Below are 13,704 nucleotides of genomic sequence, written 5' to 3'. Positions count from 1 at the left end.
GGCGGCCCCACGTTCCACGCTCCACCTCACGTTTCACCCTCGTCCCGGCACCCACGTATGTCCCCGGAGGGATCCCGTTGCCGAGCAAGAAGTCCGCGCGTCTCGCCGCGCTCACCGTCGCCGCCGTCTGCTCCGCGGCGTCCACCGTCGTGCTGACCGCGCCCGCGCATGCCGACTCCGTGCGCATCCATGACATTCAGGGCAGCACCCGAATATCCCCGTACGCCGGCAAGCAGGTCACGGATGTGGCCGGAATCGTCACCGGCGTACGCACCTACGGCTCGTCCAGAGGGTTCTGGATCCAGGATCCGACCCCGGACGACAACCCGGCCACCAGCGAGGCCCTCTTCGTCTACACCAACTCCACACCGAAGGGCGTCGCCGTCGGCGACGCGGTCACGGTGGCGGGCGCGGTCCAGGAGTACGTCCCGGGCGGTGCCGCCACCGGCAACCAGTCGATCACCGAGATCACCAAGCCGACGTTCACCGTCGTCTCCAGCGGCAACGCCCTCCCGGCCGCCGTGGTCATCTCCGCCAAGTCGGTACCGGCCGCGTACACCCCCGCCGGCGACACCGCCGTGAACGGCTCGATCAACGGCCTGACGCTCCAGCCGGCCGCGTACGCCCTGGACTACTACGAGTCCCTTGAGCACATGAACGTCCGGGTCGCCGACACCCGGGTGGTCACCGGCACCGACGACTTCAACGAGCTGTGGGTCACGGTGAAGCCGCGCGAGCACGCGAGCCGCCGTGGCGGTACGGTCTACGGCTCCTACGAGTCGCAGAACACCGGCCGCCTGCAGATCCAGTCCCTCGGCGCGGCCGCCGACTTCCCGAAGGCGAACGTCGGCGACACGCTCGCCGGCACCACCACGGGTCCGCTGGACTACACCCAGTTCGGCGGCTACACCCTGGTCGCGAACGAGCTCGGCACCCTCAAGAGCGCCGGCCTCAAGCGGGAGACGACCGAGAAGCAGGGGCGTGGCGAGCTGGCGGTCGCGACGTACAACGTCGAGAACCTCGACCCGTCCGACGCCACCTTCGCCGCGCACGCCTCCGCGATCGTGAACAACCTCCAGTCGCCCGACATCGTGTCCCTGGAGGAGATCCAGGACAACAACGGCGCGACGAACGACGGTACGGTCGCCGCCGACCAGACGATGCAGAAGCTGATCGACGCGATCGCGGCCGCGGGGGGCCCGGCGTACCAGTGGCGCTCCATCGACCCGGTGAACAACGCCGACGGCGGTCAGCCGGGCGGCAACATCCGCCAGGCGTTCCTGTACAACCCCGAGCGGGTCTCCTTCGTGGACCGTGCGGGCGGCGACGCCACGACCGCCGTCGGCGTGACCAAGGTCGACGGCAGGGCGGCGCTGACGGCCTCCCCCGGCCGTATCGACCCGGCCAACGCGGCCTGGACGAACAGCCGCAAGCCGCTGGCCGGCGAGTTCACCTTCCGTGGCCGCACGGTCTTCGTGATCGCCAACCACTTCGCCTCCAAGGGCGGCGACCAGTCGCTGCACGGGCAGTACCAGCCGCCGGCGCGCAGCTCGGAGACCCAGCGCCACCTGCAGGCGACCGCGGTCAACACGTTCGTCAAGGACATCCTGGCCGTCCAGAAGAACGCGGACGTCGTGACGCTCGGCGACATCAACGACTTCGAGTTCTCCGGCACCGCCGAGCGGCTGGAGGACGGCGGCGCGCTGTGGTCGGCGATCAAGTCGCTGCCCAGGAGCGAGCGTTACTCCTACGTCTACCAGGGCAACGCCCAGACGCTGGACCAGATCCTGGTCAGCCCGTCGATCCGGCGCTCCTGCGACTTCGAGTACGACAGCGTGCACGTCAACTCGGAGTTCAACGACCAGATCAGCGACCACGACCCGCAGGTGCTGCGGTTCCGCCCGTAACCTCCGGTGCGTTTCAGGACTGGCTGAACACGCCGTTCAGCCAGTCCTGCCAGGCGGCCTCGCACTCCTTGATCTCGGCGCCCGGCGTGAAGTCGTGCAGCGAGATACCGACCGGGTGGCCCCAGTGGTTGCGCCCGAAGAAGCGGGTGAGGCCCCGGTCCGTGCGCAGCCCGATGAAGTACGGGTTGCGGAAGTCGACCACGGCGTCGAAGGCGTCCGGGCCGTGGACCGTCAGCCGGGTGCCGGCGGCCGTGTCCGCCCCGATGCCCAGCGCCCGCGCCACGGCTTCGAGCGCGTCGCCGGCCTTCGAGGCCTCGGGCCCGTCGAAGGTGGCGAACGCCGCGGGGCGGGGCGCGAAGTGGACGAGGTACTCGCGCAGGGTGTGCAGATAGAAGTCGGTGTGCCTGGAGGCGCCGTCGTACTGGTTGTCCCAGTCGTCGACGAAGATGCCGCTGTGCACGTACCGCACCCAGGCCCGGCGGCCGTCGTCGCGGGGTTCGACGGTGTAGTCGAGCTGGTTCATCGACTGCTCGGTGATGCCCTCGACGTTCTCGACCCGGTTGGTGTAGCGGTGCGGCGGGTCCCAGGCGGTGACGGTCGACCCGAAGGGCCCCTTGCCGCCGACCTTGGGCTCCGGCGGCTCCATCGGCCACAGGTAGCCGTCGGTGCCGGTGGTGACGGCGTCCCACACCTGCTGCGGGGTGGCGTCGACCTCGAACTCGCGGGCGATCTCGAATTCCTTGGACATGGTGGACTCCTGCTTACTGGCTGTGCCTACTGACTGGGCTTACTGACTGGGCTTACTGACTGTCGAGTTCAGGGCTCTGCTGCTGAGGCTTGACCGTGGGATGGACGGCGACCACGATCCGGTGATCCCGGCCGCCCTCCGCGTCGGGCACGTCGTACTTGCGGATCAGCGCGCTCACGCCCGCCGTCAACTCCTCGATGAACGCGGCCCGTTCGGCCGCCGAGGCGAAGCGGACCTCGCCGTCCAGCGCGTACGTCGCCAGCCGCTTGCGGGCCTTCGTCGCGCCGGTGATCAGCGAACCGACGTCCCGGACCAGCCGGGCGCCGAGCGCGAGCAGCCAGCGCGCGGAGAGCTGGTCGCGGAAGCGGTCCGGGTCCGGCTGCACGGCGGCGAGCGCGAGCGGCGAGATCACGTACGACGCGGCGGTGGCCCGCATCAGCCGCTCGGTGACGTTGCCCTTGCGGCGCTCGTCGGCCAGCTCGACCAGGCCGTGCCGCTCCAGCGCCTTGAGGTGGTAGTTCACCTTCTGCCGGGGCAGTCCGACCTTGCCGGCCAGCATGGCGGCCGACGCGGGGCCCGCCGCCAGTTCGGCGAGCAGCCGGGCCCTTATGGGGTCCAAGGAGACGGCTGCGGCCTCGGGGTCCTCGATCACGGTGACGTCCAGCATGGGTCCACCGTCCCACCGAAAACTTTTTTTGTCCAGACGGTTCGAGTTTTCGGAAGGTGGGGTTGGCGTTGGCCGGGGGCTGCGAGCTGCGGCTGCGGCTGCGGCTGCGGCTGCGGCTGCGGCTGCGGCTGCGGACACACAGGTGGCGGCGCGGGACCGATGTACAGTCCCGCGCCGCCACCCCGATTCCCTCGTACCGGCCGTCCCGGTACCTCAGCCGCAGCCGCCGTGTCCGCCGCAGCGGGCGCCGCCCGCCGGTGCCGTCGTCGGCCCCGTCAGTGGTGTCCGTGGTGCCGTCGTCGCAGCATCCCGGTCGCGACCGCCGCTCCCACGGCGGCGCCGGCGACCAGTACCGGCCGCGGGTGCCGCAGACCGGCCTGGACGACGGTACGTACGGGGCCCGGCACGCTGTTCTCCACGGCATGCCCGGCGCGTGCCGCACCGTCGTGAACGGTGTGTCCGGTCCGGGTCGCCCGGTCCTGCACCGCGTACCCCGCCTGGGCCGCGCTGCTGCGCAGTTGCACGGTCATCGCGCCCGCCTTGTCGCGGAGGTCGGCGGCACGGGCCAGGGCCCGGCCCTTCACATCCGCCTTCCCCGCGAGGTCCGCCACGCTGTCGGCGGATTCACTCCGGGTCTCCTCGATCTGCCCCCGCAGTTCCTCGGGCCCCTTGGCCCCACGGGCACCCTTGGCCCCGCCGGTCGGCTCGGCACCGCCGGTTCCCTCGGCCCGGCCCTTCGCGGCACCGCCCTTCGCGGCCCCGCCGCCGGACTCCCCCGCTGCCCCTTCCGCCCCCGCCTTCCTGTCCGTCATCGCTGTACCTTCCTTGATCTCCTCGATCCTCGAAATCCCGGACGTCCGCGGAATCCCGGACGTCCGCGCAATCCTGGACGTCCGGTCCTCCCGGTTCGGAACGGAACCCACGGGTACCCTGCCCCGCCCCCGCTATCCCTGTCGTCCGTCGCCCGGCCCCGCCTCTCCCAAGCGGGCCAGCTGGGTCTGGAACCAGTCGAGGCGGGCCTGCAACAGGGCGGCCTCGGCGGCGAGTTCGGGTACGCCGAGGTCTTCGGCGGCGCCGAGGTCGGCCATCGTCACGGACGAGGCACCCTTTCCGGCCACCACCCGCAGCCCCTCTCCCGCCAGCCGGGCGAACCCCGCGAGCGAGACGGACGTACGGCCGTGCAGACAGCCCGCGCAGGAAGGGGCGAGTGCCCGCCAGCCGGGGCGGCCCCAGCCTGCATCGGCCAGGGCGGCGGCGACCGTACCGCAGGCGCACGGGCCCACCGTGGCGGTGCACACCCGCTGACGGGCGTAGCGGTAGCCGCGTTCGAAGCGGATGTACCGGCCCAGCACGGTGACTTCGAGCAGTACGGCCGTCCGGTGCTCGGCCGTGCACAGCAGCGCCTCGGCCGCCGTGCGGTCGTGCACACAGTGGAAGCCGCAGTCGCAGTGGCGGCTCGGTGCCCGGTGCCGCAGGCCGTAGACGCAGGACGCGTCGGCCAGGGCTCCGTACGGCAGCGCGCCGCCCAGCGACACACCGGTGAACCCGGCCCGGCTGCCGTCCTGGGACAGCATCGGGTGGGCGATCTTGTATCCGGTCGGCGGCTCCGTCGGGCGTTCCTCCGGAAGCCGCAGTCTCATCGGTCTGCCGGGACCTCTTCGGGCGCGGACGCCTCGATGTCCCGCAGTTCCTCCGCGAGGTCGACTTCCTCGTCGTGGGCCTGCGGCTGCTCTTCCGCGACTCCGGTGGCGAGTGCCTTGCCGAGCTTCATGACGCCTCCCATGACCAGCTGGTCGTTCACCGTCCCGACCATGGTGACCCATGACGCCCCGGTTTGGACATAGGGCAAGCCTTTACCTCATAGCATCCCTTAGCGATATCTCGTAGAAAAATTAAGTGGAGCTACGCGACCGCCGAGCCGACACTCGTCCTATGACCACTGCTGACGCCCCCGTCCCGCCCTTCGGCCGCGCCCTGTGCGCCATGATCACGCCGTTCACCGAGGCGGGGGCGCTCGATCTGGACGGCGCGCAGCGGCTCGCCGACCGGCTGGTGAGCGAGGGGTGCGACGGCCTGGTGCTCTCCGGTACGACGGGCGAGTCGCCGACCACGACGGACGCCGAGAAGTCGGAGCTGGTCAGGGCCGTGCGGGAGGCGGTGGGCGAGCGGGCGACGGTCGTCGCGGGGGTGGGCACCTTCGACACCCGGCACACCGTCGAGCTGGCCCTGGCGGCCGAAAAGGCGGGCGCCGACGGGCTGTTGGTGGTCGCGCCGTACTACAGCAAGCCCCCGCAGGACGCCGTCGAGGCTCACTTCCGCGAGATCGCCGACGCGGCCGGACTGCCGCTCGTGCTGTACGACATCCCGGGCCGCACCGGCACCCGCGTCGAACCGGAGACACTGATCCGACTCGCCGAGCACCCCCGGATCGTGGCGGTGAAGGACTGCTCCTACGACTTCCTCGGCGCCCAGAAGGTGCTGGCCCGCACGGAGTTGGCGTACTACGCGGGCTGCGACGAGCACAACCTCGCGCTGTACGCGGTGGGCGGGGCCGGTTACATCAGCACGGTGGCGAACGTCGTACCGGACCGGCTCCGTGCGGTCCTGGACGCGTTCGAGGCGGGCGACACCCCCGTGTCCGCCCGCCTCCAGCAACGCGCCACGCCGCTCATCGAGTTGATGATGTCGGCGGGGCTGCCCGGCACGGTCACCACGAAGGCCCTGCTCAATGAGCTCGGCCTGCCCGCGGGCCCGGTCCGCGCACCGCTGCGGCCCGCCGGCCGGGAGGCGGTCGACGGACTGCTGGCGGCGTACGAGGCGCTCACCGCCGACTGATCACGACCGGCGGATCAGCGGCGTGCGCCGGGGCCGGTACTCCTCCTCCGGGCCGGGCGCCCGCCTCTCTTCCGCCGAACAGCGGGGCCCGTACCGCTTCCCCCTCAGCGATACGGGCCCCGGCCCACGCTCACTGCGTGCGGCGTGCGATCAGCCCCACTTGTACCCGTCGCCGAAGAGCAGGAGGTGCTCCAGCACATCCTCCATCGGGTCGTCCACCTGCCCCATGTTGATCAGCGCGATACGGGGTCCGTTGTGCGAGCCGGTGTTGGTCTCGTCGGCGTACGCGTTCCCGACCGGCAGCCAGCACGCCCCCACGACGGTCACCGCACCGACCACCAACCGCAGCGCGCTCCTCGTCCGCTCGCTCATCTTCCCTCGACCGGCCATCGGTCCCTCATTTCGTCGGTTCGGCGTCTGATCGGAAACTGCGTCCACCCGTTCATCTGCCTGGACCGCACGGAGGTCACGTGGAGTAACCCGTACGTGAGCGCGCCGCGTCACGACCACGACGAACGCCCTCCGCTGCCGTGTGCGGCTGCGGAGGGCGTCCACCCAGCTGGGTCTGACCGTCGGACGTCGTCAGTTGTGGCTGTGCAGGATGTCGTTCAGGCCACCCCAGACCGCGTTGTTCGGGCGGGCCTCGACGGTGCCGGTGACCGAGTTGCGGCGGAAGAGGATGTTGGAGGCGCCGTTCAGCTCGCGGGCCTTGACGATCTGGCCGTCGGGCATCGTCACGCGGGTGCCCGCGGTGACGTACAGGCCCGCCTCGACCACGCACTCGTCGCCGAGGGCGATGCCGACGCCCGCCTCGGCGCCGATCAGGCAGCGCTCGCCGATGCTGATGATGACGTTGCCGCCGCCGGACAGGGTGCCCATCGTGGAGGCGCCGCCGCCGATGTCGGAGCCGTCGCCGACGACGACGCCCGCGGAGATACGGCCCTCGACCATGGAGGTGCCCAGGGTGCCGGCGTTGAAGTTGACGAAGCCCTCGTGCATGACGGTGGTGCCCGCGGCGAGGTGCGCGCCGAGGCGGACCCGGTCGGCGTCGGCGATACGGACGCCCTTGGGGGCGACGTAGTCCGTCATGCGCGGGAACTTGTCGACCGAGGTCACCTGGAGGTGCAGGCCCTCGGCGCGGGCGTTCAGGCGCACCTTCTCCACGTCGTCGACGGCGACCGGGCCGAGCGAGGTCCATGCGACGTTGGCGAGGAAGCCGAACTGGCCCTCCAGGCTCAGGCCGTGCGGCTTGACCAGGCGGTGGGAGAGCAGGTGCAGACGCAGGTAGACGTCGTGCGCGTCGATCGGCTTCTCGTCGATCGAGGCGATGACCGTGCGGACCGCGACGACCTCGACGCCCCGGCGCGCGTCCGGCCCGATCGCCTTGGCGGCGCCTTCGCCGAGCAGTTCGACGGCCTTCTCCGCGGACAGCCGCTCGCTGCCGGAGGGGCCAGGGCCGCTCGCGGCAGTCTCCGTGACGAGCTCGGGCGCGGGGAACCAGGTGTCCAGAACGGTGCCGTCGGCGGCGATCGTGGCAAGGCCGGCGGCCACGGCGCCGGTGGTACGAGGAGCAGTCGTGTCGGTCATAAGGGCAACCTAACGTGACGCCCACCGCGGGGGCGAACCGACAGGGGCACGTCTCACGTGCCGGGCGGTACGGCGGATCGGGACACGCTCAGCGGCGAGGCGCCCCGCCTGATCCCCGTCACGGAATGACCCGTGCCAGCACCTCCCGCGCGTACTCCTCGTCGTAGGTCCCCCCGGCGAGCAGCACCTGCAGACAGATGCCGTCCATCAGGGCCACCAGCGCCCGCGCCGTGACCGCGTCCGTGCGGTGCGAGAGCAGGTCGGCGAGGTCCTGCGCCCACTCGGCGGCGACCGGGCGCAGGGCGGGGCGGCGCAGGGCGGCGAGGTAGAGCTCGTACTCCAGCTCCACGCCGGTGCGGTCGCCCGCGAGCCACTCGCCCAGCCAGCCCGCGAGTTCCGCGGCCAGATCGGCGTCCGGGTCCTCCAGCCCGCCGCGCGAGGCCACCACCTTGGCGAACCCCTCGCTGGCCTGGCGCAACGCGGCGACCAGCAGATCGTCCAGGGTCTTGAAGTGGTACGTCGTCGAGCCGAGCGGCACATCCGCGTCGGCGGCGACGGTGCGGTGGCTGAGCCCGGCGATGCCCTTCTCCCCGACGACCCGGATCGCCGCGTCGATGATCCGCTGACGCCGCTCGGGGTCGTAGCGCCGGGCCATCAGTGCGCACCGCCCAGGTTCAGCACCACCACGCCGACGATGATCAGCGCGATGCCCGCGGCCTTGGTGACCGTCAACCCGTCCCCCAGGAACACGATCCCGATGGTGGCGATGGCCGCGGTGCCGACGCCGGCCCAGATGGCGTAGGCGGTGCCCACGGAGACGGTCTTCAGCGTCTGGGCGAGCAGCGCGAAGGAGACGAGATAGCCGAGGGCGGTCACCAGCGACGGCAGCAGCCTGCTGAAGCCTTCGCTGTACTTCATGGCGGTGGTGGCGGCCACCTCGGCCGCTATGGCTCCGGCGAGCAGCAGGTATCCCATGTGTACGAGCGTACACAACGATGCGTACGACCGTACACAAGCCCCACCCTCACAGACCTTGACCCGGTCCCCCTATGCCTTCCGCGCCTCGAAGTCCCGGCGTGACGCCTCGATGTGGCCGATGTACCGGTGGGTCCAGTCGCACATCCCGTCGATGGTCACCCGCAGGGCCTGGCCCGGCTCGGTGAGCGTGTACTCGACACGCGGCGGCACGGTGGGGTGCACGGTGCGCTCGACCAGGCCGTTGCGCTCCAGCATGCGCAGGTTCTGGGTGAGCATCTTGTGGCTGACGCCCTCGATCTCGTTCCGCAACTCACTGAAGCGCAGGGTGCGTTCACCCAGGGCCTCGATGATCAGGAGCGCCCATTTGTTGGCGATGTCCGAGAAGATCTCCCGGCCCAGCGAGTCCGCGCGGGTCAGGTCCGCCTGGTCGGGCAAGCCGCTGAGCTGCTTGGTCACCATGAGGTTCCCCAGTCACTGAAAAGTGCGTTCTTCCATGTCAGCGGCCACTCTCCTACGGTTCCCGAGTAACTACAAGTGACTACGAGAGGGCGGACCACACCATGGCCATCACCCTGGTGAACCCGACCGGACTGGTGGAGATCGACGCCTATCGGCAGGTGTCGGTCGCGAGCGGGTCGAAGCTGGTCTTCATCGCCGGGCAGGTCGCCTGGGACGCCGACGGGGTCACCGTCGGGGAGGGCGACCTCGCCGCCCAGGTCGAGCAGTGCTACCTCAACATCGGCACCGCCCTGTCCGCGGTCGGCGCCACCTTCGACGACGTCGCGAAACTGAACGTCCATGTCGTGGACTGGACCCCCGACAAGATGCCCCTGCTCATGGAGGGCATCACCCGGGCCGCCGCGAAGCTCGGGGGCGCTCCCGTCCCGCCGGCCACGCTGCTGGGCGTCGCGGCCCTCGACGTTCCCGAGCACCTGGTCGAGATCGAGGCCACGGCCGTACTCGACTGACCGGTCAGCAAGTGCGGCGGCGGTACCGTGCCTTCCCTTGCGGTACGACGTCGAGGTCGCGCAGCACCACCGAGAGCCGGTCGCCCCACTCCTCACAGGCGGCGGCGAGGCCGTCGGCGCGGTACTCGATGACGAAGACCCGGTCGTCGTAGGCGTCCGCGTACTCGCCGCACTCGTCGTACTGGCCGCACTCCTCGGCGACCGCGAAGTCGAAGCCGAGGTCGCGCCCTTGCCGTGCCAGACCGGCGGCGTTCTTCTGGCCGATCGCGAGGCCGGCGGCATGGGCCCGGGCGGCGAGCAGCTTGCCGAAGGCCATGTCGTCGTCGGTGGCCAGCAGCCCGTCGGACCGCTCGTGCGAGTCGAGGTTGTCGGCCTCGACCGCCTGGAATCCGGCCTCGGCACAGCCGTCGATCCACTTGCCCACGATCCCGGCGAGCCGTTCGCGCTTGGCGGCCGTCGAGATGTCGAGCAGGGCCTCGTCCCAGTCCTCGTCGACCACCAGCGTGCCGTCGGCGTCGCGGAGCAGCAGGTCGGGATGGTGGTCCTGCCACCAGCCCTCGGCGTCCGGCTGGGTCTGGAAGGCGTTGACGTAGCAGATGTTGTACACGTCCGGCGCGGGCTTCGCCGTACGGTCGCGGGAGACCGCTTCCACGCCACTGGGCGGCGGATAGGCACCGCCGATCTGGTAGTCGAAGCCGATGCCCGGCTCGGGCAGTTCCACCTCCGCCTCGCCGCCCGGGCCCGTGGCCGAGGGAGCGGTGGAGCGGTCCGGGGCGGCGCCGTCCCCGCCGTCGGACGCCGTGCAACCGCCGACGGCGAGGGCGAGCGCACCGCACAGAGCCGCGACCGCCGACGCTCGGCGAAGGGCACGGGGGACGCGGTGGACCATGATCCGGGGGCTCCTGTCGGTGCGTGAACTACGGTGCTGCCCGGCCATGATGCCCTGCTCCGGGGCACGGTTTGGCACGTGCCCGCCCCTACGACGACCCGCCCACACTCCCGAAGCTCATCCGGTGTGCTCGGCGCACAGGCATCCCACGCCCCGCTCGATCCACTCCCGGCCGGCCCACTCCGGATGCCGCTCGATCAGCAGCGCCCCGACCTCGGCGGCGATCTCGTCCTCGCCCATCGCGGAGTCCCGTCGCCGCCAGGTCTCGTCGCGCAGCTCGCGCAGATAGTCCCGGACTTCGGTGAGCACCTCCGGACCGCCGACGCCACCATGTCCGGGGACCACAACCCGGGCTCGGCCCGCGACCAGTCGGTCCATCACCGCCAGCCAGCGCACGCCGGAGACGTCGGTGTCGTACGGCGGGAACCACGGGAAGATGGCGAACTGCCCGGTCTCGGCCAGGTCCCCGGTGAACAGCACCCCGGCGTCCGGCACTTCGACGACCTGGTCGCCCCTCGTATGGCCCCGTCCGGTGGCCCGCAACCGGACGATCCGGCCGCCGAGATCCAGGTCGCGACCGCCGTCGTGGACCACGTCGGGGGTGGGCGGACGGACGCCTTCGAGACGGCGGGCTATGTCCCCGCCGAAGCCCCGGAACATCTCCAGGTAACCCGCTCCCTTGGTCCTGAGGTCGTCGGCCTGTGCGCGGTTGACCAGGTAGGTGGCCTCGTCGGCGAAGACATGGGCGCCGAAGGCGTGTTCGGGGTGGAAGTGGGTCGTGGTCAGGTACAGCCGGCGGCCCTTCGCGACCTCGGTGGCGAACGCGAGGACCTGCTCGGCGTTGGCGGTGCCCATGCCCGTCTCTACGACGAGCACGGCCCGGGTCCCGCCGATGACGCCGATATTGGGCACCAGCGGGACCCCTCGGTTCGGGATCACCAGCAGGCCGGGGGCGATCTCCTCGGCGCCCGCCGTGCGTACGACGGGGTCGGGCAGGGGCTCTTCGGACATCGATTTCTCGGTCATGCTCCGAGTCCAACGCCGAGGCGCCCCGACCGTCCAAGACCCATACGGTGGACCCGATACCGTACGGGTATCGTCGCTGTTCATGGAGCTGCGCACCCTGCGCTATTTCGTGGCCGTCGCCGAGGAACTCCACTTCGGCCGGGCCGCTGCCCGCCTGCACATGAGCCAGCCGCCGCTGAGCCGGGCGATCAGACTGCTGGAGTCCGACGTCGGCGCCGCCCTGCTGCACCGCTCCCCCGCGGGCGTCACCCTCACCCCGGCCGGGGCAGCGCTGCTGGACGAGGCGCGTGCCCTGCTCGACCAGGCCGACCGGGTCCGGGTACGGGTGGCGACGGCGGCCGGCGCCACCACTCTCACCGTCGGCTTCCTGGGCGACAGCACCGACCGGGGCGCGCGGCGACTGGCCGACGCCTACCGGGAACGCCACCCCGGCGTGGAGGTACATGTCCGCGAGACCGACCTGACGGATCCGACCTGCGGGCTGCGCGCCGGCCTCGTCGATGTCGCCCTGACCCGCGGGCCGTTCGACGAGGCGGGCCTGACGGTGCACGAGTTGCGGGCCGACCCGGTGGGCGCCGTGCTGCGCGCCGACGATCCGCTCGCCCGACGCGACCGGCTGACGCTGTCCGACCTGGCCGGCCGGCGCTGGTTCCGGTTCCCGGCGGGCACCGACCGGCTCTGGCAGGCGTACTGGAACGGCGGTGAGAGCCGCGAGGGTCCCGTGGTGCGCGGCGTCCAGGAGTGTGTGCAGGCAGTGCTGTGGAACGGCACGGTCGGGATGACCCCGCTCGGGCACGAGATGCCCGAGGAGCTGGCCGTCGTCCCGGTCGTCGACATGGCGCCGAGCCGCGTGCTGGTGGTGTGGCAGGAGGGCGACAGGAACCCGCTGATCAGGTCACTGGCCGGGATCGCGACGGCCGCGTACCGCGTTTGACGGCAAGTGGCCGCCCAGGAACGCCGATTCGCGCTGTTTCACGTTGATTCACGTTGATTCACTCGGAGGAACCGATGTGGATACGGGTCGTTCCAAACAGCTGCTCCCGAACCACTGGGTCCACTAGTGTTTCACCGTTCACATACCGGTCCTTCGCAGCCGCGGCTGTCGTCTCGTGACGCCGCTGGAGGAACACCGCATGCGTGAAAACAAGTCCCGGCCGCCTCAGGACCAACCCTGGGAGAACGGCTGGGCCCCGGACACCTCGCGGGCACCGGGAACGCGCCGCCTGTGGCTCGCGGGCGGGATGGCGTTGGCGACGATCATCGCCTGCGCCACGGCGATAGCCATATCGGAGAGGGACTCCGACGGTGATTCAGCCGCGGCTTCGACACCCGCCGCGGACTCGACGGTCCCCGGCCTGATCTCCTTCGCCACACCCTCGGGGACCGCTCCCCCGAACGGCAAGAGCGGCCTGTCGACGAAGAAGCCGACGACCGAGGCACCCCATCAACAGAACGCCTCCAAGCCGGAGCCGGTGCCTTCCAAGTCCCCTTCCGGCGACGCCGGTTCACCGACGAAGGCCCCGAAGCCCCCGGCTACCACCACCTGGCTTTCCGTACGCTCGGTCAACTACCCCGACCGCTACTGGCACATGAGCGACGGCATGGTGGGCCTCGACCAGGTCCGCGGTTCCGAGTCCCGCGAGGACTCCACCTTCAAGCAGGTCAAGAGCCTGGCCAACAGCTCCTGCTACTCCTTCGCCACGCGCGACGGCCAGTACCTGCGCCACCGCAACTTCGTCCTGCGCGCCGAACGCGCCGACGGCTCCGCCCTGTTCACCCAGGACGCCACGTTCTGCCCGCGCGGCTCGGCCCACTCCTCCGACGCGACCATGCTGGAGTCGGTGAACTACCCGGGCTACTTCCTGCGCCACAAGAACTTCGTCGTCCGCCTCGAACGCTACGACCACAGCTCCCTGTATCTGGCGGACTCGTCGTTCCGGCTGGTGAACGGGCTGGCCTGAGCCGGGTCGGCACAGGCAGCCCGGGCACAAGAAAAGCGGCGGCACCCGGCAGGTGCCCCCGCGGGCGCGTGGACCGGGAGTCTCAGAGGTTGTACCCCCGCGCCCCGAGCGGCGCTCGGCCGTCGGCCGGGGGGTTGT

17 protein-coding genes are annotated in these 13,704 nt (G+C 71.0%); 5 read left to right on the top strand and 12 right to left on the bottom strand.

Going from position 1 to position 13,704, the window contains the following annotated elements; genetic code table 11:
• The first annotated feature begins 77 nt into the window (after positions 1-77).
• Positions 78-1,907, top strand: coding sequence for an endonuclease/exonuclease/phosphatase family protein (locus tag ACFWYS_RS05565; protein WP_384763700.1), 1,830 nt, complete (start codon positions 78-80; stop codon positions 1,905-1,907).
• 13 nt (positions 1,908-1,920) lie between these two features.
• Here ACFWYS_RS05565 and ACFWYS_RS05560 read toward each other — a convergent pair whose 3' ends face one another.
• The 5 genes from ACFWYS_RS05560 to ACFWYS_RS05540 all read right to left on the bottom strand — a co-directional run bounded on the left by ACFWYS_RS05560 (position 1,921) and on the right by ACFWYS_RS05540 (position 5,171).
• A complete protein-coding gene (locus tag ACFWYS_RS05560; RefSeq protein WP_384763697.1) occupies positions 1,921-2,655 on the bottom strand; it encodes an SRPBCC domain-containing protein in 735 nt (244 codons plus the stop codon).
• Positions 2,656-2,707: 52 nt separating this feature from the next.
• Positions 2,708-3,322, bottom strand: a complete 615-nt coding sequence (locus ACFWYS_RS05555) for an ArsR/SmtB family transcription factor (protein WP_384763693.1) — start codon at positions 3,320-3,322, stop codon at positions 2,708-2,710.
• Between the two features lie 275 nt (positions 3,323-3,597).
• Positions 3,598-3,978: a DUF3618 domain-containing protein gene (locus ACFWYS_RS05550; protein ID WP_384764127.1), complete on the bottom strand. Its 381-nt coding sequence runs from the start codon at positions 3,976-3,978 to the stop codon at positions 3,598-3,600.
• 288 nt (positions 3,979-4,266) lie between these two features.
• Positions 4,267-4,962 (bottom strand): hypothetical protein, encoded by a 696-nt coding sequence (locus tag ACFWYS_RS05545; protein ID WP_384763690.1) that lies wholly within the window; start codon positions 4,960-4,962, stop codon positions 4,267-4,269.
• A complete protein-coding gene (locus ACFWYS_RS05540) occupies positions 4,959-5,171 on the bottom strand; it encodes a hypothetical protein (protein ID WP_384763688.1) in 213 nt (70 codons plus the stop codon). The genes ACFWYS_RS05545 and ACFWYS_RS05540 overlap by 4 nt, the downstream gene beginning before the upstream one ends.
• An 83-nt stretch (positions 5,172-5,254) precedes the next feature.
• Between ACFWYS_RS05540 and dapA the strand changes: the two genes are divergently transcribed.
• Entirely contained in the window at positions 5,255-6,157 is a 903-nt protein-coding gene (dapA, locus tag ACFWYS_RS05535) for a 4-hydroxy-tetrahydrodipicolinate synthase (RefSeq protein ID WP_384763686.1), read from the top strand.
• A gap of 150 nt (positions 6,158-6,307) precedes the next feature.
• Here dapA and ACFWYS_RS05530 read toward each other — a convergent pair whose 3' ends face one another.
• The 5 genes from ACFWYS_RS05530 to ACFWYS_RS05510 form a co-directional block, all read right to left on the bottom strand.
• Entirely contained in the window at positions 6,308-6,529 is a 222-nt protein-coding gene (locus ACFWYS_RS05530; RefSeq protein ID WP_384764124.1) for a hypothetical protein, read from the bottom strand.
• Positions 6,530-6,739: 210 nt separating this feature from the next.
• The gene (dapD, locus tag ACFWYS_RS05525; RefSeq protein ID WP_384763683.1) at positions 6,740-7,744 is read right to left on the bottom strand and encodes a 2,3,4,5-tetrahydropyridine-2,6-dicarboxylate N-succinyltransferase; all 1,005 of its coding nucleotides are present in this window, start codon (positions 7,742-7,744) and stop codon (positions 6,740-6,742) included.
• 118 nt (positions 7,745-7,862) lie between these two features.
• Positions 7,863-8,399, bottom strand: a complete 537-nt coding sequence (locus tag ACFWYS_RS05520; RefSeq protein ID WP_384763680.1) for a TetR/AcrR family transcriptional regulator — start codon at positions 8,397-8,399, stop codon at positions 7,863-7,865.
• Positions 8,399-8,719: a DMT family transporter gene (locus ACFWYS_RS05515; protein ID WP_384763678.1), complete on the bottom strand. Its 321-nt coding sequence runs from the start codon at positions 8,717-8,719 to the stop codon at positions 8,399-8,401. The genes ACFWYS_RS05520 and ACFWYS_RS05515 overlap by 1 nt, the downstream gene beginning before the upstream one ends.
• A 72-nt stretch (positions 8,720-8,791) precedes the next feature.
• A complete protein-coding gene (locus tag ACFWYS_RS05510; protein ID WP_272117645.1) occupies positions 8,792-9,181 on the bottom strand; it encodes a helix-turn-helix domain-containing protein in 390 nt (129 codons plus the stop codon).
• A 101-nt stretch (positions 9,182-9,282) separates the two neighbouring features.
• Here ACFWYS_RS05510 and ACFWYS_RS05505 point away from each other — a divergent pair, with 101 nt between their 5' ends.
• The gene (locus ACFWYS_RS05505) at positions 9,283-9,690 is read left to right on the top strand and encodes a RidA family protein (RefSeq protein ID WP_384763674.1); all 408 of its coding nucleotides are present in this window, start codon (positions 9,283-9,285) and stop codon (positions 9,688-9,690) included.
• Between the two features lie 4 nt (positions 9,691-9,694).
• Here the strand turns inward: ACFWYS_RS05505 and ACFWYS_RS05500 are convergent, their stop codons facing one another.
• Both ACFWYS_RS05500 and ACFWYS_RS05495 read right to left on the bottom strand, forming a co-directional pair.
• The gene (locus tag ACFWYS_RS05500; protein WP_384763671.1) at positions 9,695-10,579 is read right to left on the bottom strand and encodes an endo alpha-1,4 polygalactosaminidase; all 885 of its coding nucleotides are present in this window, start codon (positions 10,577-10,579) and stop codon (positions 9,695-9,697) included.
• A 117-nt stretch (positions 10,580-10,696) separates the two neighbouring features.
• A complete protein-coding gene (locus ACFWYS_RS05495; protein WP_384763669.1) occupies positions 10,697-11,605 on the bottom strand; it encodes an MBL fold metallo-hydrolase in 909 nt (302 codons plus the stop codon).
• Between the two features lie 82 nt (positions 11,606-11,687).
• On the opposite strand from ACFWYS_RS05495, the gene ACFWYS_RS05490 reads away from it, so the two are divergent.
• Positions 11,688-12,539, top strand: coding sequence for a LysR family transcriptional regulator (locus ACFWYS_RS05490; RefSeq protein ID WP_384763666.1), 852 nt, complete (start codon positions 11,688-11,690; stop codon positions 12,537-12,539).
• A gap of 199 nt (positions 12,540-12,738) precedes the next feature.
• Positions 12,739-13,566, top strand: a complete 828-nt coding sequence (locus ACFWYS_RS05485) for an AbfB domain-containing protein (RefSeq protein ID WP_384763664.1) — start codon at positions 12,739-12,741, stop codon at positions 13,564-13,566.
• The last annotated feature ends 138 nt before the right edge of the window (positions 13,567-13,704 follow it).

The sequence above is a fragment of the Streptomyces sp. NPDC059010 genome (genome assembly GCF_042740355.1).
GTDB lineage: Bacteria > Actinomycetota > Actinomycetes > Streptomycetales > Streptomycetaceae > Streptomyces.
Note: the sequence above shows the minus strand (reverse complement) of the source record. Positions and strands in the feature narration are given on the sequence as shown.